The organism is Bifidobacterium kimbladii, assembly GCF_032193675.1.
Classification (GTDB): Bacteria; Actinomycetota; Actinomycetes; order Actinomycetales; family Bifidobacteriaceae; genus Bombiscardovia; species Bombiscardovia kimbladii.
Genome location: NZ_JASTZZ010000007.1, coordinates 34,774 through 53,438 on the forward strand (window position 1 = coordinate 34,774; position 18,665 = coordinate 53,438).

The following is an 18,665-nucleotide window of genomic DNA, read 5'->3' on the forward strand; positions in this document are numbered from 1 at the left end:
TGTCATTCTCCACAGTGTGCATGATATGCTCAACTACTTTATACTTAAAAAGTCGTACCTTTAGGGGAATTGATTTACTTTCACTGCAATAACAGTATCAGGTGTATTGAACATGACTTTAGGGAGCAGAAACGGGGTAGGGAACTGTCTGTGCATAGTTCTTTTTGTGCTCTGCTTAGAAGATTAAGATTAATGGTCTTCACCTTATAGAACACAAGCCGGGTCAAAACCTCAACCTTACCGATGCAACCGGGGCTATTGATTTTACTGAGAGTAAGGTGTGTCCGCTGCGAATATCGGAATGATGCACACAGTGTTGCAGAAAATGAATAACGCTGACTTATCGCTTGACCACTGGAAGTATCTGTAAGCTAATATAGGTATTGTGAATGTATAAGGACCTTCAAAAACAGGATTGATGGAAGATGACTAGTCTATCGATACCGCCATTGCCCAGCTTGGTCGAGATGATGGCTGCTTTTACTGAAGTTTGTGAAACATTTACCTGCGATACCGCTAGCAATGTGCATTTGTGCTCACTGGTTTGAAGGGGGAGACCAAATAGATGACGGCGCAACGTCTACAACTTACTTGGTACAACAAGGACAAAGCACTTATCTCCTCTGAGACTGGCAAGTACAGTTACTTATGGGTCGACCCTTCCGATCCTCGCTATTGCGAGACGCATACTCTCGTATACGACAATTTTGTACGCGGCCAACAGCTTCCGAAGTCAGCAGAGTTTGAGTACTCAAAACGGGCTGATCAGGAGCCTCAGGATGACAATCTACTCATTTTAGGAGAATCCGGTGATGTCCTCGAAGCTCTTACTCGTGTGCCTGAGTTAGCCGAGAAGTACGTTGGCAAGGTAAAACTTATTTATATTGACCCGCCATTTAATACCTCGCAGGCTTTCGCTGATTACGAAGACAACCTTGAGCATTCTGTGTGGCTTACCATGATGCGGGATAGGTTATCCTATATGAGGAAGCTACTAAGTTCTGATGGGTCAATCTGGGTTCATCTCGACGATGTAGAAGTTCATCGTATGCGAGTTCTCCTTGATGAGATCTTCGGTGCAGGCAACTTCATCTGCGATGTGATTTGGGAAAAACGAACAACTCGTGAAAATCGATCTGTGATGTCTGTTTCAACAGATTTTATTCTTGTTTATGCAAAGAAAAGTAGTTGTTGGGCAAAAGTCCGTAATCTTCTTCCAAGGGATAACTTGTCGGGTTATTCAAATCCTGACAGGGATCCGCGTGGTCCGTGGACTTCTGTACCGTTTACGGCTCAGTTTAATCCGGCAGAGAATGAGCGACGGTCACAAAGGTATACGCTTACGACTCCCGGCGGTGCACATTTGAAACCGCCACCGGGATCAGTTTGGAGATTCACTGAGTCTAGGTACAACGAATTGAAGGCTGACAACAGGATTTGGTTTGGTGCAGATGGTAAAGCCGGTCCCCGGTTGAAGAAGTTCGCTTCAGAAGTCCAGGAAGGGCTAGTTCCACATACACTATGGTCGGCATCGGAGGTAGGCACAACTGATACTTCAAAACGTGAAATTCAGGCATTATTCCCGGGTTTAGCGGCATTTTCTACTCCTAAACCGGAACGACTCCTCGAAAGAATTATTCATATCGGCTCTAACCCTGGGGACATTGTTCTGGATGCCTTTGCCGGGTCAGGTACTACTGCTGCGGTTGCGCAAAAGATGGGTCGAAGGTGGGTGACATGCGAACTGGTGAAGGACACATTCGAGCGGTTCACGAAAGCACGCCTCGAGAAGGTAGTAGATGACAAAGATCAAGGTGGAGTAAGTCGTAAAAGGGGAAGCCGAATTGCAGCTGATGGTGTAGAATTGCCAGAAGGGATTAGTGCAGAGGACGCAGCGAAATTTACAAACGTGCTGAACAAGCTTACAGCTGGTGATTCGGAAGCCAAAAAGGATCCCCGAATCAAAGCGCTGAAGTCCGCTTCGAAGACTGAGTATGCAAAGGAAGTTGTCAACTGGCGCGGCGGTGGCGGATTCCAGGTCGCTCACCTGTCCCCAGCATGTTTCGATTATGATCCAGAATTGGATAGAGTTCTGCTCACGCCAGAGGCTACGGGTCAGACCTTGGTCGAGTCAGTGGCGGCTAATCTAGGGTTTACCCTGTTGCGCGCCGATGAAGATTACGTCTTTGATGCCCGTCGTGGCAATGCCTTGCTCAAGGTCGTTGAAGGTGTTGCTACGGTTGAGCTTGTGGATTCGTTATTACCCAATGTTCATCCGGGTGAGACAATTGTGCTCGCGGCCACGGCTGTTATGGACGGTGTACGCCAGTACCTGCGTAATATAGTAAAAGGTTCACGTGTGATAGCTTTGCCAGATGATATGTTCCAGTATTGCAAAGGCGATGATTTGTGATGACCACCAAGCTAAATATCCGTTTCGACTCTGAAATGCTTGAGGAGATCAGTTCTGAGTTTGATCTGCGTGCGCCTAATAAGGAAGCGCTTCGAGCGTTAATCTTTACCCTTGATGGGGATTATGACCCATCCGTGATGCAGGTGCTCGATCTCGCTACCGGCGTGGGTAAAACCTATCTGATGGCCGCTTTTATGGAGTATCTGCGACGTCAGGGAATCGGTAACGTCGTGATTGTGACGCCGGGCAAGACAGTGCAGTCTAAGACGGTTCAGAATTTTACCCCGGGTTCACCACGCTACATCAAGGGATCAGCGGTCCCTCCTGATGTGGTTACTCCACAGGACTATTCTGCATGGGTTGCCCGGCTGGATGGACCTAAACAGCTCACATTCGGGCAGGAAGTACCGATGTTGGCTTTTATCTTTAATATCCAACAATTGATCGCTCCCAAGGATGCTGACGGCAGCACCCACGGAACTACGCAAGACGCTATACGTCGAAAGCCTCGAAGATTTGATGAAAATGCCGGTGTGCTGTTCGACTACCTGAAGAGCCTTGACGATCTTGTCGTGATTGCTGATGAGTCCCACTTGTATGGTTCAACCGCGGTTGCGTTCAATTCTGCCCTTAAGGAGCTTGATCCGGCGGCAGCGATCGGCTTGACAGCTTCAGCAGATAAGAAGACCGACCACGTTATCTACGAGTATCCGCTTTACCGCGCTATAGAGGACAAATACGTCAAGGCGCCGGTGCTGGCATTTCGTAAGGGTGGGTACGGTACTGATAAAACATCTGAAGAGCAGCAGCTGCGTGACGCGTTACAGTTGCGCGCTTTCAAGCAGGAGTACTACGACTCATATACGAACAGCCATCATTTGAATCATGTCAATGCCGTTGTATTTGTGGTCTGTTCTGATGTTGAGCATGCCACTCAAGTTGCGGACCTGCTACGCACCCCTGAATACCTCGGTAAGAGAGAGACGGTTTTACAGGTGGATTCCAAACATGAGGATGAGCTGACACAGCGTCGTCTTGATGAACTTGACCGCCCGCAATCACCTGTACTTGCTGTCGTAAGTGTTAACAAACTTAAAGAGGGATGGGATGTGAAGAACATCGCAGTCATTGTTACCTTGAGGGCAATGGCTTCGGAGGTGTTGACCCAGCAAACGATGGGGCGAGGTCTTCGCTTGCCATTTGGCAAGTACACGGATGTGTGGCAAATTGACCAGCTTGACATCATTGCACATCAGTCCTTCAAAGAGTTGCTCACTGCTGAAAATGTGCTCCAGCAGTTCGGGCTGGAAGAAGCTGTTGCTGAACCGGACCAGGCTCATATTGAAGATGCAATTCAAAAGGCTGTTGAAATATCAAGTAGGTCTGGTTCGAATAGTGCAGTGTCCAGTACCAATAGCAATTTAACTTCGGAGGGAGCTTCTCATAAATTTGTCGATAATGGTATAGATGGTCCTGATCTGCGATCGGGTACGGTACTGGTTAGTAAAGGTAACGGCAATAGACTGCCTGGTGTTGGAATCCGAACGATAACCGATGCAGCACATGACTCCGAGCTGGAATGGCAGACTATTTCAATTATACGCAATCCGCGTTTCGCTGACGTGTCTTACCTGTTTCCGGTGACCACGATGAAGATGCAACAGCCACCTATTGAGTTATCCGAGATAAGTGATACAGATATCGAGCAAGCAGCTCGTCGTGTTACGTCGACTGGCGACGTACTATTCCGCAAAGAGATTGTCGCCGTTCTAGGAAAGGAACTTCGGGCTGAAGATCGTGAAAGCGCTGAGGTCGATTCAGTACATGTCAATGATGAAGATGCGCGTGACGCGCTGGTCAAGCTGGTAATGGACATGTCACTGGTGCCTAAGTGTGAGCCCACCGCTCGCTACGTGAAAACGTTCATGGTGCCTAAATTCATGAATGAAGTCACATTCACAGGCTGGACGGTTAAATCTCTGGGCTCTGCGCGGAATGAGTTGCTTAGTCTCGTTCAGAGCTACGTTGCTGAGACCTTACGCGCAACACGAGAAGTGCCAACTATTCATCCCAAGCAGATGCCAGGTGAAGGGTATATGCTCCCGCTTGGTGAGAAGGTATACCCTCAGATTGAGACTCGCGCACAGTTCATACGTGGTCGAGTATACAGTGGTTGGTTCAAATCCTTGTTTGAGAATGAGTCATTCGATTCCTTCACTGGAGAGTATCAACTCGCTCGACTTCTGAATACATCGCCGAGTATCAAATGGTGGCAGCGATTGCATCCCCAGGATGGGGCTTTCGTATATTACACCGCCAAGGACCGCTATTTTCCTGACTTCGTAGCCCAAGACACCAGTGATGTGTATTGGATAATTGAAGGCAAAGACGAGCGAGGTCGTGATGATACCAGGGTTCAGGCTAAGCGTAGGGCTGCTGAGACGTTGGTGCGTCGTCTTGTTGCTGAAGACGCTTATGCACATCAACACTGGGGCTATTTGATCGCGTATGAACAGGATACGGCTCATGCAGACTCATGGGAAGATCTCAAGACTTTGGCACAACCTGTCAGTAACGTTCTGAAACCGGAACATTAGTGACTTTACGTTCAGTTCAAGCTTGAGGAGTCCGAGTGTGGACTGTTTCGCCAGCCTTATCCCATGGGTAAAGCTGATTGTTGGAACACGTCTCCAAAGTCCTTGGGAAACTGACGATTCTATTCTGTTGTGGTTTTCGACCTTAAAATGCAGTTGAGCTAGCCAATCGCAATTCTGACCTCGTTGAAGTTATCGGTTATTGTGTAACAAGAGGAATGTTGCCAAGATGAGCCGTATAGAAGGCTATTTTAGACATGTGAAATTGCATTCTTGAGAGGAGAACATAGAAGAAGCCTGCGAAATCAGCAATAAAGTGAAAGTAAGTATAATTAACCAGTGTGTAAACTCGAAAAGGCAACTATACACTATGGACATCTATAAAGTTATTGCTGATTTAAAGGAAGGGCTGGATAGATGACCGCTCAGTATTTGCGGCTCACTTGGTATAATAAAGACAAGGTACTTATCCCAACAGAGACCGGCAAGTACGGCTATAAGTGGGTGGACCCTTCTGATCCTCGTTACTGTGAAACTCACACACTGATTTACGACGATTTCGTGTGCGGTGAGCAAACTCCGAAGTCGGATGATTTTGAGTATTCTAGACAAGCAGATTTCAAACCAGAGGTTGATAATTTACTAATACTCGGCGAATCAGGTGAGGTCCTTGAGACATTGACTCGTGTCCCAGAACTGGCCGAGAAATATGTTCGCAAGGTCAAACTGATTTACATTGATCCACCTTTTAATACGGCACAAACCTTTGCATCATATGAAGATAATTTAGAGCACTCAATCTGGTTGACTATGATGAGAGACCGGCTCTTAAATTTGAAGAAGCTTCTCTCTGATGATGGCTCGATTTGGGTGCATTTAGACTATTCCGAAAATCATCGGATGCGTCTGCTGCTAGATGAGGTGTTTGGAGCGTCGAATTTCGTAGCAGAGTTTGTATGGCAAAAGGCCGACTCCCCCAGAGGCGATGCTCAACGTGTCTCTGTGGACCAAGACGTCATTCTTTGCTATGCGGCTAGCGACTCTACACGGTTCAATCGTATGGATAGAACCGCTGCTGACAATGCACGTTTTAGTAACCCCGATGAAGATCGCGAAGGAGTGTGGTGGGCAGCTGATCGGACAGCACCACATTCAACCGATAACCGAGGTTTCCAAGTTCCGGCCGTTTATGCAATAACGCACCCAATCACAGGTATACGTATGTATCCAGCAGTTGGGAGACAGTGGGCTTTTAAAAAAGAACGTATACTATCCGCATTAAATAACTATACGACGTTTGTTGAAGTTCGCCCGAACCTTCAAGAGCGTTCGGAGCAAATGGACATCCCTATTGCAAATCTGCGTTCGGACGTTCTTGATTTAGCGCCAGCAGATTTGAGCAAGTCGGCCTTAGAAACACGTAAACGAATGTCCGAGGGGAACTGGCCGGAGTTTTTTGTAACCGAAAATAGTTTTGGAAGAAAGTTATATCCGCCCAAGCAAGGACAACCAGCCCGTACCTGGTGGTCTAACGATCAGGTCGGACACAATCGTACTGCCAAATCAGAAATCAAAGCGCTATTTCCAGGATCTACCCCTTTCTCCACACCCAAACCTGAACGGTTGCTCGAACGTATTATTCATATCGGTTCTAATCCTGGTGACATTGTTATGGACGTATTTGCAGGTTCTGGAACGACTGCTGCTGTGGCTCAGAAGATGGGGCGTCGTTGGGTAACTTGTGAACTCTTAGACTCAACGTTTAAGACATTCACGCGTCCGCGGCTGGAGAAGGTGGTCAGAAACCAAGACCCAGGCGGAGTTACGTGTACTAAGGGTGAGCGAGTAGCCGCTGATGGTACTGAGCTGCCCGAGGGTATCAGTCCTGAAGATGCCGCAAAGTTTTCAAGTGTGTTGAACAAGCTTATTGCGGATGACTCAGAAGCAAAGAAGAATCCTTTGGTGAAAGCGATGAAGAAGGCGACTAAGACTAAAAGATCTAAGGATATTGTAAATTGGCGGGGTGGAGGTGGTTTCCAAGTCGCGCATCTATCGCCTGCTTGTTTCGACTATGATCCAAAATTAAAACGCGTTATGCTCACCGATGCGGCAACTGGTCAAACGTTAATAAACTCAGTGGCTGCAAATCTTGGTTTTACTCTGTTGAATCCTGAGGATGACTACATTTTTGATGCACGTCGGGGTAATTCCAGGCTCAAGGTCATCGAAGGCACAGCAACTATACAAATTATTGACTGGTTATCTGAGCAGGTTGAGACAGGTGAGATAATTGTGCTCGCGGCCACGAGTGTGTTGGATGGTGCGAGGCAGCATCTACGGCATAAGGTAAAGGGATCGAGGATCATAGCTATCCCAGATGATTTGTTTCATTATAGAGGAAGCAATTATCAGGAGTGACAAAAATTCGAGTTCAATATAATTCTGTAGGTCTTGATGCCATTAGATGAGAGCTTTACCTGTTTACACCTACTAGACAGATTTGCGGAAACTGATTCTCGCGTTTGAGAGTAGCTATAACCCGAACATCATGTGAGTGCTTATTTTGGTTACTTATGCTGGTGAGGTTTATCTGATGGTAGCCTTTATAGATTATTTTAGTTGTCAGAGGATTGCCACAGTTCTGATTTGTTGCGTTAAGTAAGGCGGGATAAGCATAAATGGCGCGTAATTTTACGCCAGACTTACCTCGCTCGTTATCCTGTTTGGCCTCCGGTTCTAACAATTATGTGGAGTCGATGAACTACTGAGAGCACCTGAGGTTGGTCGGGCTTGGCTTTGATGCGGTAGTATAGTTTCAATCATATTGTCCATCTTCAATATCTAACATCCGACCGCTTTCTCAAGATGATGAAGGCAATTTTGATTAGTAAAGCTATGATTTGGTATGGCTTAATACTTGTCAATACAAAATTATATTAGTTAGCCTAATAGGCCAGGGGCTATCTGCTGCAGAGGTCTGGGATGTGTTTGGGCAGCAGTTCGGTCAATTCATCGTCGAGTTCCTGGGCGACAGCGAGGATGCTGCGCAGCCTGGCGGGTGGTAGGGGAGCAACCGAGTCGGCAAGTCCAGTCTGATTGACTTCTGATGCGGTTCTGCGGTTCCGAGAGGTGAGCGGTGGGGATCTGAAGGTTTCCGGCCTGCCTATCGAGATGATTCGTACTGCAGACCTGCGTGCCCAGCAGACTCTGGTGAGCCAGGACACCTATATATTCAGTCTCACGCTGGCAGACAATATCGCTCTGGCTCGGCCCGATGCCAGTAGGGAGGACATTGAGCAGGCAGCCCATGGTGCTTGCTTGGATCATCTGCTTGCTGATAATGGTTCGGACCTGTCCGAGGGACAGCGGCAAAGAGTGGCTCTGGCTCGCGCCTTTTTGAGCCCGGCGCCATTCGCGCTTTTGGATGACCCCACCAGCAGAATCATTTAAAACGGTGTCAGCTTCTGATTCTGAAGCCGACACCGTCCATCTTTGTGAGATTAATGCATCAAAGAAACACGCTCTAACGAACGTTAACTACATACTCTCAAGATTCGAGATAATTCCTATAGCACTTCAGCATTTTAATAATATATTTCCCAATGTTGTCTCCGGACTGACTCCCTTTCTCGGCACGGCTGAATGTGTAATTATTGCTAAGCTGAGTATCTACATAATTTAATAAAATATCGATTTGATCAATGCCTGAATTTCCCTTCAGCGTGATAAATGGGAGACCAAATGATGTAGATTTTGGATACTGCACTAAATGCTTTTTGCCGTCTTTTCCAAGAGACTCACATATGTAATCAGAAGAAAAAGAATGATACCAGTGATTTTTGCATATTTCATATTGAAACCCCTTGCCCTCGGTGCTAATGAAGTGCTCGAAATTGTCATGATAGTGAGGTTCCGCTCGTGGCTTGGAGATTTCTTTCCCGGAAGCATCCTTAGTTGTCTGTTTCTTCACCACATCTTTATACAAACTATACAGAATATCTTCTGAGCGACGCTCAATTGCAGCACATTGTTCACGTTTACTGCCATTCAAACTCGTGAAGAAGTCATCCAATTCGGCTATTTCCGGATTAGAAACTTTCCTTCGATAAATCTTCAGTTTGTCCGGAATGCTTTTATTTTTACACTCATCATTCGTTGCTTTGTCGATCCACAATAGATTCCCCAATTGGTGGGTCATGGAATCTTCTTCTTTGCTGTCTGGCAGAATATGTTCAACATTCCATGTGGAAGCAGCTTCCGTTCCGGCGCCCTGGTTTTTTGCGTCAATATCATTCGATAGCAGCGTATGCGTAGGAGATACCGTACTTGTGCATGAGCTTTTTCGTCACCGGTATGATTACTGTATTCAAAATCGGTGTTGTCATGCAGCATTTCTTTAATTGTCCTTCTTGGTACATCTCCAATTACGTCAGAAAGCTCATCTTCGAGGTTTCGAATATACCAGGCTGTCATTTTATTCTTTATATCATCATTCAAATACCCATCTCGAACAGCGCTAGCTAAACAGTGGGCCGTGTCTTGCAATATGCTTGTATACTTACTCCCTCTAATGTCCCTAAGAAATAGGAAGGCAACAGCAAGATAATCGATGAGTTCTATGAAAGGAGAAGGCTTCAGAGTATTTTTCCGACATGCGTGTAAAGCACTGGCAAGAAGTGGAAAGCTTTGCCGGGCCACTTGCACCTTGACCAGATAGTGCAAGCCTTCCTTTGCATGATCTAAGTAATCTTGATATATATATATTTTCTGTTGCGAGAGTTTGTTTGCAATACAAGGCAGACACATCCGGCACAAAATCAAGAGCGCGCTCAAGAAAGCCGATCAACTCTGACTCATCTGCCTGTTTATAAGCTTTTATGTAACTGCGATATAAGCTATTGCGTGATCCTTTAGTACCTTCGATGGCCATCCAATACAGTGAGAAAAACTGTTCCAGGTTAATCCAAGGACTGGCGGCCCCTTAGATTTTTGTCGTTCGGACAATCCATCTTTGATTTTTCCCCAATACTCGTGTGCCCTATTCAGGGGATTTAGTGTGAGGCGTTCAAATAAATTGTTCTTTATCAGATCAACCTGCTCGAGCCCCTTCCCTTTGGAATTGAGGGATTCGAATACTTCATTGCTTTTCTGATTGCATACTCAAAATGGCCACGGAAGGATTACACAGCTGCTCAAAAATACCGTATAGGATTGTTGAGTAATTCGAGTATTTACGATATAGGCCCTAACTTGAAACAGGCTGGCTGTCCCAGTCTTCAGACAATTCAAGATATTTAGCAAATTTGGGGAATGCGGCTAGTGATTGGATGCTAAAGTTGTAGTATCTGTATTGTTAGGTATCAATTAAGTTTTTTCCCGCTTGGCACTTTGGCAAGATAGATTTATTGTCTTCGTTCTTGTCAAAGATTAATGCCCCCATAACGTCTGCTCCGGTTTCAATTTCCAGCCGGAGCCTTGTGCCTCTCTCATAAGGTTTTTGGTGTCCGTAGGCGGTTATTCTTAATTGCATCGCCGTACAGACTATACGTTTTAATTAGATCTTCACATTTTTCTGTGAAGTTTGCGGATTTGCTGTCGATCTTATTTTTATTAGCAATTAGATCTGGCGTTTCACTAAAGCGGTTACTGAGCGTGCCAAGAAATAGGTATGTGGTAGTTAGTCTTTGTTGCCCATCGATTACTTCCATCGAACCGGAATTCTTATCCAGATGCCTTTGAATATCATTGTACCGGCAAAGTAAAATTGGCATATTGGACGTAATTCATCATTAGTGTCATCCAATTTTATACGAGAGATGATATCCTCAAAGAAGTGTTGTGGCTGCTTTTCTGTAAGGTTCCAACTGTAGTCTCGCTGATATTGAGGAATATTAAAAATTTTGTCAACACCTGGCAAGAATAGATTACCTAGTGTTTCTAGGGATGGTTCAATTTGATCATCAGCAACGGCAGTGTTTGCGGCCATGATATTTCCCCTTTGGATATTTATCTTACTGACGTGCCACTATTGCACGATCAAGGTCAAATCTAAGCCAATTCTGTTTACATCGTGTGACTGTCAACTCAGACTAATTAAATGCAAAAAAGCTATGTAAGCTACTGTCAAGTGAAGGCAAGAAGATCGGTTACTTTTACACGGTTTGTTCCATTTTCCTGCCTGCAGGAGATTTGCAATTGCTCTATCCTGGCAGAGATGAAGATTACGATCAAGCCCATTGAAGTTGTAAACTTGCAAATGTGCACAGTCATAAGAGATCACAAAGAGATATCTGAATGTTATTTTCCTTAAAAAGGAAGGTCTCTGATATTTAAATGCAGAATGTAGTTTCAAAGCTGAGAATTTGATATTTAATATGGTTGGATTGCAAGTTAGTTTGTGTATCTAGCAACGTCAGCTCATGATAATCATGGTGCTTGTCCGATTAGTGTCTTTTAGATGGTAACAGCATAGTGTGTACATATTGGAAGGTTCTATATCAAATGCCGACTGGCTTTGAGATTGCTATATGTGTGATATCCGACTAAGGCAATGATGCCACGATCGTCCGGGCAATAGACGTAAACGCGTAGACCATCAAGTCAGCCACCAGCAAACTGACAGATATAAGTACAACTCTCTCGAAGAGGACACATGCACAGGCGAATTAACAAAGGCGAGTGAAAGCCTGACCGTTCAATTTCGGAAATGAGGTCGAAGGTGAGGGTCCTCAAGGCTGATGCGCTAGCCGCCAGTGTTTCCGATGCTCATAAGTAATTCTTTGACGTGATAGGAAACTGAGACAGGGCTTCGGCGGATTCTAACGTTAAAGTATCGGCTAGAGACTAGACCAGTCGTGACTCGACTCAGGCCCTGGAACCAGCTAATGGGACGGAGCAATTCGTTATCGGGACTTTTCTTGATACCAAGGCCGCCCTTATCTTAGTTCCAGGATTGAGGCGGGGATGTTGCCATTTTTGGCAAGACTCGGTCCGGCACGAAGGCTACTGAGGGCGCTGTGCAGACTCAGGTCGCCGCAAGCTGCTCCTTCGTATGGATGTGATAACAGTGATCGTGCTCCTACCCAGGGAGCCAACGCCTCAGCTATCACGGAAGGGAAAGGGGCGGTAATGGCAGTTGACACCTTAAATAGTGCCGGAGCAAAAGACGGCTCTCCCGTTACAGGCCACTGGGTAAGGTGATCATTTTATTTGTAAACAAGAATCTGGATCTTCCTTGGGGAGTATTAGGATTCTCTCGCTGATTATTGATGTTAAACGGGAAAATGCTGTTAGAAGATCTTCAAAAGACTTCAAAATCTACCTGTGGAGCTAGCCGGATTCGAACCGGCGACCCTCTGCTTGCAAAGCAGATGCGCTACCAGCTGCGCCATAGCCCCGTGAATGTGTAAAGAACTTCAACCGCGCAAGAAATGCGTGGGCCTGGGAGGACTTGAACCTCCGACCTCATCCTTATCAGGGATGCGCTCTAACCAGCTGAGCTACAGGCCCATGCCGTGTGACCGAAGAATCACACAAATGGATAGCTTACCATAGTGTCCTCTCAAGTCAATCTCGGCGGCGTCGCGTCGCGTCTTGGCGGAAGAATGGTGGCCATGAGGCGGAAACGGCGTGCGGAACCAGTCCGATCGGAGCAGTTCGAGGTCGGTGGCGAGACTGTTCTGGTCATCAGGAAGCGGATCGCCAACGTCTATCTGCGGGTCAAGCCGCCTGACGGCCATCTGGAAGTGACGGCCCCTCTGGCCCTGAGCGACGACCGGATTCGTGCCTTTATCGACGGCAAGCGCCGCTGGATCGCAACCACTAGAGAACGTCTGGCCCGCTCGCGCGATGTCTACGCCCAACCCGGAGCCGATGGTCAGCTGTCGCCGGACCGGTCCGAGGCCGAAGCCAGGAGAATTCTCCAGGAGAGGCTGCCGACTCTGCTGGATCGGTGGGTCCCTGTGGTGGGTCGCCGACCCGAGCGCATCAGTCTGCGGAAGATGAAAACCCGCTGGGGGTCCTGCACCCCCGCCACTGCCAGCATCCGGCTCAACACCGACTTGGCCTGGCTGGATCCTGACCTGCTGGAGTACGTGCTGGTTCACGAGCTGACTCACCTCTACGAGCACGGTCACGGCTCGGGCTTCCGTGCGCGAATGGATCGCTATATGCCCGACTGGACCGAGCGCCGTCGTCGACTCAACTGCTATCTGGCTTTGTGACCCCAGAAGCTTAGACATCTGAAGCTATGACTCCCAGAGCCATGATTTCCGGAGCCATCAACTCCGCGTGATTTCTGAACTTGTGCAATGCGCGCTTGTGAAGTATGAACCTAGGGCATCATCCGTGCTGGTGATTTCCGAATTCGAACCCTCGCTAGACCCTCTGATACGAAGCTGGAATGGTTTTTGATGTGTCCTGCCTATCCTGATCTAACCTGACTATGCGGCCTGATTCAGACCGATCTGACTTTGATCTGTTCTAACTCGGATCTGTTCTAACTCAACCCGATCTTGCTTTGATTCGTTCCGACCCTGCTCAAGGTTGGTTTACTCCACCACATTTGTCATCGAAGACTGACAGGAGACTGCCGCAGCCCATGTTGGTGCGCTAGCGTTGAGGAAGAGGGATGGCACTGCAGCAGCTAGGTAGGGTCCCTGAGACCCGGAGGCGCGTGTGGAGCCGATCCGGGGCAATAGATCATGAAGGAGCAGTTGAAATGACGGAATCCAAGAAGACAGTCAAGCGTGCCGTGGTGACTGGCGCCTCCAGCGGCATCGGCCAGGCCAGTGTGCGGGCCTTGGTTGACAAGGGCTGGAAAGTGGTCGGCCTGGCCCGGCGTGAGGACAATCTCAAGGCTCTGGCTGACCAGCTGGGTCAGAACTTCACCTATGAGGTCTGCGATGTGACTGACGAGGACTCCACCCAGGCGGCCGTCGATGCCGTGCTCAAAGGCGGACCGGTCAAGGCTCTGGTCAACTGCGCCGGCGCAGCCTTCGGCAAGGACCCGGTGGCTACCTCCAGCCTGGACGATTGGCGCGGCATGTACGAGCTGAATGTCATCGGCACCCTGCGGGTCATCCAGAAGCTGCTCCCGGCCCTGAAAGAGTCGGAGGGCACGGTCCTGGTCATCTCCTCGACGGCAGGCATTGAGCCCTACGAGGGCGGCGGCGGATACTGCGCTTCCAAGGCGGCTGAACGGGTCATGGCCCGCATTCTGCGGCTGGAGCTGATCGGTCAGCCGGTGCGCGTGGTCGACATCGCCCCGGGCCTGGTCCACACCGACGAGTTCTCGCTGAAGCGGTTCGGCGGGGACAGCGACCGGGCCGATGCGGTCTACGCCGGAGTGCCCGACCCGCTGACCGCCGACGACATCGCCGGATGCGTCACCTGGGCCCTGGAGCAGCCCGACACTGTGGACATCGACCAAATCGTGGTCCGTCCCCGGGCCGAGGGCTCCTACACCAAGCTCTACCGTCGCAGCTGAGTCTGGTTGGGGGCCGATTCTGTAGGAAACCGAGACTGGCAGGGGAAGATTCTGGCAGGGGAAGATTCTGGCATGGGCTGAGTCTGGCAGAGGGATGAGTCCTGTAGTCAGGATGAGACGTGCCTGGCGGAACGCAGTCTACCGGGGATAGTGCCCACGGCTACGATGAGCACGGACAGGACCGAACCTGCCAGCACGCCCAGCAGGGCTGACTCCAGGTGCGGGGATCCGGCGAAGGCCAGGTTGGCGATCAGGAAAGACATGGTGAAGCCGATTCCGCAGAGCTGGCAGAGGCCGATCATGTTCCCAGTCGTAGAGCCGGCAGGTCGCCGCAGCCCCACATGACCTGCCAGGATCAGCATGGTCATGATCCCCAGGGGCTTGCCCAAGGCCAGTCCCAGAGTGGCGCCCCAAAAGACCCGGTCCGTCAGCAGTCCGGGTCCCAGCTGATCCAGGGAGATGGACAGCGAAAAGAAGGCGAAAAGGGGCAGGACCACCAGGGCGCTCAAAGGGGTCAGGAAGTGGTCCAGCCGTTCAGCCGGTGATAGCGTCGGGTTGCGGTTTGGCTCAATCTCAGTTGGTTCAAACCCAGCTGGTTTGGTATTGGCTTGATTGGTCACTGGTGGATGGGTCTCGGTCGGCTCGGTACCGGATGGTTTTGTATCGGTTCGCCTATGCTCGGTTGGCTCAGTTAAATTCGGCGCGGTACTGGCCGAAGATTCTTCCGCTTCTGTTGCTTCCGCTTCAGCCGCCTTCGACCTAGCGACAGGAGTCAATAGGCCCATCGCCACTCCCGCCAGCACCGGGTGGATTCCAGCCTTGAAGAGGCCGTACCAGGCCAGCAGACCGCCCGCAAGGGCGCCCAACAAGCAGATAAATACCAAGGGTCGCCAGAGCCGGGCGGAACGGCTCGCCGCTCGGACCAGCAAGGCCCAGACCACTAGGCCGACCAGGCAGACAAGCAGCCAGCTCGGTTGTCCCAAGCTGGAGTAGCCCAGGGCGATCAGCAGGACGCCGATCAGGTCGTCGAAGATGGCCAGAGTCATCAAAAAGGCCTGCAGGGCGGGCCCGGCCTTGGGCAGGAGCAGTTGCAGAGCCGCCAGGGAGAAGGCTGCATCGGTGGCCGTTGGGACAGCCCAGCCGCGCAACCCGGCAGGGGAGCCCAGGTTGAACAGGCAGTAGATCAGGATCGGAACGGCCACACCGCCCAGGGCGGCCAGCGTGGGCAGCAGGACCTGCCTGTGGTCGCGCAGAGTGCCCGTGGCAGCCTCCTGGCGCAGGTCAAGGCCCATGGTCAGGAAGAATATGGTCAACAGCCCATCCTGTATCCAATCCTTCAGGGACAGGCTCAGTCCACCGGGCAGGTCCAGAGGAATCCAAGCGGCAAGAGCGTTCAGCCCCGGCCCGGTCTCTGGCAGATTGGCCAGGATCAGCCCGGCCAGGGCGCAGGCCATCATGAATAGCCCGGTGATCCGATCATTTTCAGCCAAGGATGACAGGGCGGCGAAGAAGTTTGAAGGGTGGAGTCGGTTGTGCCGGTCCCTGTCAGATCCACCCTGCCTACGCTGCGGATTTGATGGCTGGGCATTTGATGGCTTGGAATCCGACGGTCCGGAATTCGGTTGGGGGTCTGATGACCGGGAATCCGACTGCCTGGGATTGAAAGGTTTGAGATTCTGTTGCGAATTCGAATCGTCGTAATCCTGACGACGTGGATTGACAGAGAATGCTGGGAATGTAGGCGTGGGCGGCATAATGCTCCTGGTCGGGCGGATAGGGTTCGGTCTTCCTTGGCCGACCAGTCTTCCCGGCGTGAGGCGGCGCCCGGCCGTCTCCCAAGCGTCAATTCTATTCTGAAGCCCAGAGTCTATCTCGGTCAGAGAAAATGCCAGCGGCCCCGCACCTTTCACGATGCAGGGCCGCTGGCTTACCGCTTATCGGAGCTGTGACGAGCTCTCAGAACTCAGCAACTCAGCAACTCAGCAACTCAGAACAGGTGGCTGCGCATGAACCACTGGAAGTGCTCGAGCTCCTGCACGTGGTCCTGCAGAATGTTGGAGCTGACGATGTCCAGGTCGTCCAGCTCCTTGATGGCCTCGCGGTCGCGCTTGATGAAGGTGGTGTAGTAGGTGTCCAGGGCCTTCAGGTAGTCCAGGGCATCCTGGCGGCCGGTCATGGTGATGCCATCCCAGTCGCGGTTCTTCATGATGTCGTCAGGGCGCCCGGCGGGGGAGCCGCCCAGGGTGGCGATGCGCTCAGCGGTCTCGTCGGCCATGTTCAGCACCGAATCAACCTCGGGGTCCATCATCTCGTGGATGCCGATGAATTCCTTGCCCTTCATGTTCCAATGGGCGTGCTTGAGGATCAGGGCAGTCTCCTGTTCCTGGCTCAGACGGCTCTGCAGGATGGCGATGACCTTCTCGCTGGTCGCTTCGTCGAGTCCCGGTACGGTAAAGTTCAATGCCATAATCGCTCCTTAAATATGAAATTATGCCTGCGGTCGGGTCAGCCCGACCTTGTATCTCCAGACTAGAGGAAAAAGCAAGGAAACGCTTGGATTTTGCGGGAATCAACCAGTGAAATCATTCACGGACCATCGGCTACGCTGATAGTCATTTTTTCTTGACTGGCGTGGGACGGTCCCCGGCCGACTGCCAGCTGGGATTCAGTTAGACCATAGCTGGGCTCTGGTCGTAGCGTAGTCTCGGTCAGATTAGACCCGGTCGGGTCATCCTCGGTCTGCTCCCGCGATGGAATTCGACCTATCTTCGCTGGCTTCGTCATCATCGCCAGCCTGGTCCTCGGCCTCCTGCCGGCGCCTGACCTCGATGGTCTCAATGCGGCGCCCGTCCACCTTGGTTACCGCCATGTCATACCCGTCGTCGGAGTGGATCACGTCGCCCACCTGCCCCATCCGTCCGGTCTGGGCCAGGAAGTAGCCGGCCAGGGTCTCGTAGGGGCCGTCCTCCAGCTCGATCCCGGTCAGGTCCGCGAAATCCTCGATGGTCATGCCGCCGTCGACCGTGGCAACCCCGTTGACGAAGGCGGTCGCCTGGGGATGGGCCGGATTCTGCTCCTCGGGCAGGTCGTACTCGTCGCGGATGTCGCCCACCAGCTCCTCGGTCATGTCCTCCAGGGTGACGATGCCGTCGGTGCCCCCGTACTCATCGATGACCACGGCCAGGTGGATGCCCTTCTTGCGCAGCTTCTCCAGGCTGGGCAGGAGCTTGGAGGTGCCTGGCAGGGCGATGCCGGGCCTGGTCACGTCGGCCACGGTCTTGGCATGGGGGTTGCGCACGTCCATCAGGTCGCGCACGTGGACGAAGCCCAGCACGTCGTCGAAGTCGCGGCCGGTCACCGGGTAGCGCGAGTAGGGCTCGTCGTGCACGAATTCGACCGCCTCCTGCAGCGGCATGTCCCCGGCGATGAAGACCACGTCGGCCCGGGGGCGCATGACCTCGGCCACGCTGGTCTCGGAGGCATCGAAGACGTCGCCCAGGATCATCCGCTCGTCCTTGCTCAGGTTGGTGTTGGAGGAGACCAGCATCCGCAGCTCGTCGTCGCTGACCTCGGTGTCGGTCTGTTGGGGGTCGAAGCCCAGGATGCGCACGATGAGGTTGGTGTTCTTGCCGATCAGCCAGATCAGCGGCCTGCACAGGGTGGTGAAGACGTCGATGGCCGGAACGACGGCCCGGGCGATGGCCTCGGTGCGCTGCATGGCGATCCGCTTGGGCACCAGCTCGGAGATGACGATGGAGCAGTAGGAGATGATCAGAGTCAGGATCACCGTGGTCAGGGTGCCGGCCAGACCCTCGTGTACGCCCCACCCGGTCAGGACGGGCACCACGTAGGGGGCGATGGATGATGCGCCGAAGGAGGCTGAGAGGAAGCCCGTCAGCGTCACACCGATCTGTACGGCGGAAAGAAAGGTGTTGGGGTCGCGGGCGATGCGGGCCACCCGGGCGCCGCGCGCGTCCTGCTGCTCCATCTGCTCCAGCTGCGAGCCTCGCAGGGAGACCAGCGCCAGCTCAGTCCCCGAGAAGACGGAACCGAGCAGGAGGAAGAAGAGAATGAGCAGGATGTTCAGCCATAATGCCATGCCTTCAATGCTAGGGTATGGACGCCCCATGTGCCCTATGTCACACCCCAGCGGTGAACAGCCGTCTTCCCC

Annotated in this window: 13 protein-coding genes and 2 tRNA genes; 6 read left to right on the forward strand and 9 right to left on the reverse strand. The window is 51.3% G+C overall.

The window, feature by feature from the left end; all coding sequences use genetic code 11:
• Positions 1 to 565: 565 nt before the first annotated feature.
• The 4 genes from QRX41_RS07995 (at position 566) to QRX41_RS08010 (ending at position 8,457) form a co-directional block, all read left to right on the forward strand.
• The gene (locus QRX41_RS07995) at positions 566 to 2,413 is read left to right on the forward strand and encodes a site-specific DNA-methyltransferase (RefSeq protein ID WP_313839862.1); all 1,848 of its coding nucleotides are present in this window, start codon (positions 566 to 568) and stop codon (positions 2,411 to 2,413) included.
• Entirely contained in the window at positions 2,413 to 5,010 is a 2,598-nt protein-coding gene (locus tag QRX41_RS08000) for a DEAD/DEAH box helicase (protein WP_313839863.1), read from the forward strand. The genes QRX41_RS07995 and QRX41_RS08000 overlap by 1 nt, the downstream gene beginning before the upstream one ends.
• 414 nt (positions 5,011 to 5,424) lie before the next feature.
• Entirely contained in the window at positions 5,425 to 7,425 is a 2,001-nt protein-coding gene (locus QRX41_RS08005; RefSeq protein ID WP_313839865.1) for a site-specific DNA-methyltransferase, read from the forward strand.
• Positions 7,426 to 8,136: 711 nt separating this feature from the next.
• Positions 8,137 to 8,457, forward strand: a complete 321-nt coding sequence (locus QRX41_RS08010; RefSeq protein ID WP_313839867.1) for an ABC transporter ATP-binding protein — start codon at positions 8,137 to 8,139, stop codon at positions 8,455 to 8,457.
• Positions 8,458 to 8,554: 97 nt separating this feature from the next.
• Here QRX41_RS08010 and QRX41_RS08015 read toward each other — a convergent pair whose 3' ends face one another.
• The 6 genes from QRX41_RS08015 to QRX41_RS08035 all read right to left on the reverse strand — a co-directional run bounded on the left by QRX41_RS08015 (position 8,555) and on the right by QRX41_RS08035 (position 12,516).
• The gene (locus QRX41_RS08015) at positions 8,555 to 9,310 is read right to left on the reverse strand and encodes a GmrSD restriction endonuclease domain-containing protein (RefSeq protein WP_313839892.1); all 756 of its coding nucleotides are present in this window, start codon (positions 9,308 to 9,310) and stop codon (positions 8,555 to 8,557) included.
• Positions 9,202 to 9,729 (reverse strand): hypothetical protein, encoded by a 528-nt coding sequence (locus tag QRX41_RS08020; RefSeq protein ID WP_313839869.1) that lies wholly within the window; start codon positions 9,727 to 9,729, stop codon positions 9,202 to 9,204. Before QRX41_RS08020 ends, QRX41_RS08015 begins: the two co-directional genes overlap by 109 nt.
• Positions 9,730 to 10,493: 764 nt before the next feature.
• Entirely contained in the window at positions 10,494 to 10,778 is a 285-nt protein-coding gene (locus tag QRX41_RS08510) for a DUF262 domain-containing protein (RefSeq protein WP_396176804.1), read from the reverse strand.
• Complete coding sequence (locus QRX41_RS08025; protein WP_313839871.1) at positions 10,706 to 10,993, reverse strand: hypothetical protein; 288 nt, start codon at positions 10,991 to 10,993, stop codon at positions 10,706 to 10,708. Before QRX41_RS08025 ends, QRX41_RS08510 begins: the two co-directional genes overlap by 73 nt.
• Before the next feature lie 1,338 nt (positions 10,994 to 12,331).
• A tRNA-Ala gene (locus QRX41_RS08030) sits at positions 12,332 to 12,404 on the reverse strand.
• A 38-nt stretch (positions 12,405 to 12,442) separates the two neighbouring features.
• Positions 12,443 to 12,516: transfer RNA gene (locus QRX41_RS08035), tRNA-Ile, on the reverse strand.
• Positions 12,517 to 12,620: 104 nt separating this feature from the next.
• On the opposite strand from QRX41_RS08035, the gene QRX41_RS08040 reads away from it, so the two are divergent.
• Positions 12,621 to 13,229, forward strand: coding sequence for a M48 family metallopeptidase (locus QRX41_RS08040; protein WP_313839872.1), 609 nt, complete (start codon positions 12,621 to 12,623; stop codon positions 13,227 to 13,229).
• A gap of 497 nt (positions 13,230 to 13,726) precedes the next feature.
• Entirely contained in the window at positions 13,727 to 14,494 is a 768-nt protein-coding gene (locus tag QRX41_RS08045) for an SDR family oxidoreductase (RefSeq protein WP_313839874.1), read from the forward strand.
• Positions 14,495 to 14,601: 107 nt separating this feature from the next.
• Here QRX41_RS08045 and QRX41_RS08050 read toward each other — a convergent pair whose 3' ends face one another.
• The 3 genes from QRX41_RS08050 to QRX41_RS08060 form a co-directional block, all read right to left on the reverse strand.
• Complete coding sequence (locus QRX41_RS08050) at positions 14,602 to 16,248, reverse strand: Na+/H+ antiporter NhaA (RefSeq protein WP_313839876.1); 1,647 nt, start codon at positions 16,246 to 16,248, stop codon at positions 14,602 to 14,604.
• A gap of 233 nt (positions 16,249 to 16,481) precedes the next feature.
• Complete coding sequence (locus tag QRX41_RS08055; RefSeq protein ID WP_015021094.1) at positions 16,482 to 16,961, reverse strand: Dps family protein; 480 nt, start codon at positions 16,959 to 16,961, stop codon at positions 16,482 to 16,484.
• 261 nt (positions 16,962 to 17,222) lie between these two features.
• Positions 17,223 to 18,593 (reverse strand): hemolysin family protein, encoded by a 1,371-nt coding sequence (locus QRX41_RS08060; RefSeq protein WP_313839877.1) that lies wholly within the window; start codon positions 18,591 to 18,593, stop codon positions 17,223 to 17,225.
• Positions 18,594 to 18,665: the final 72 nt, after the last annotated feature.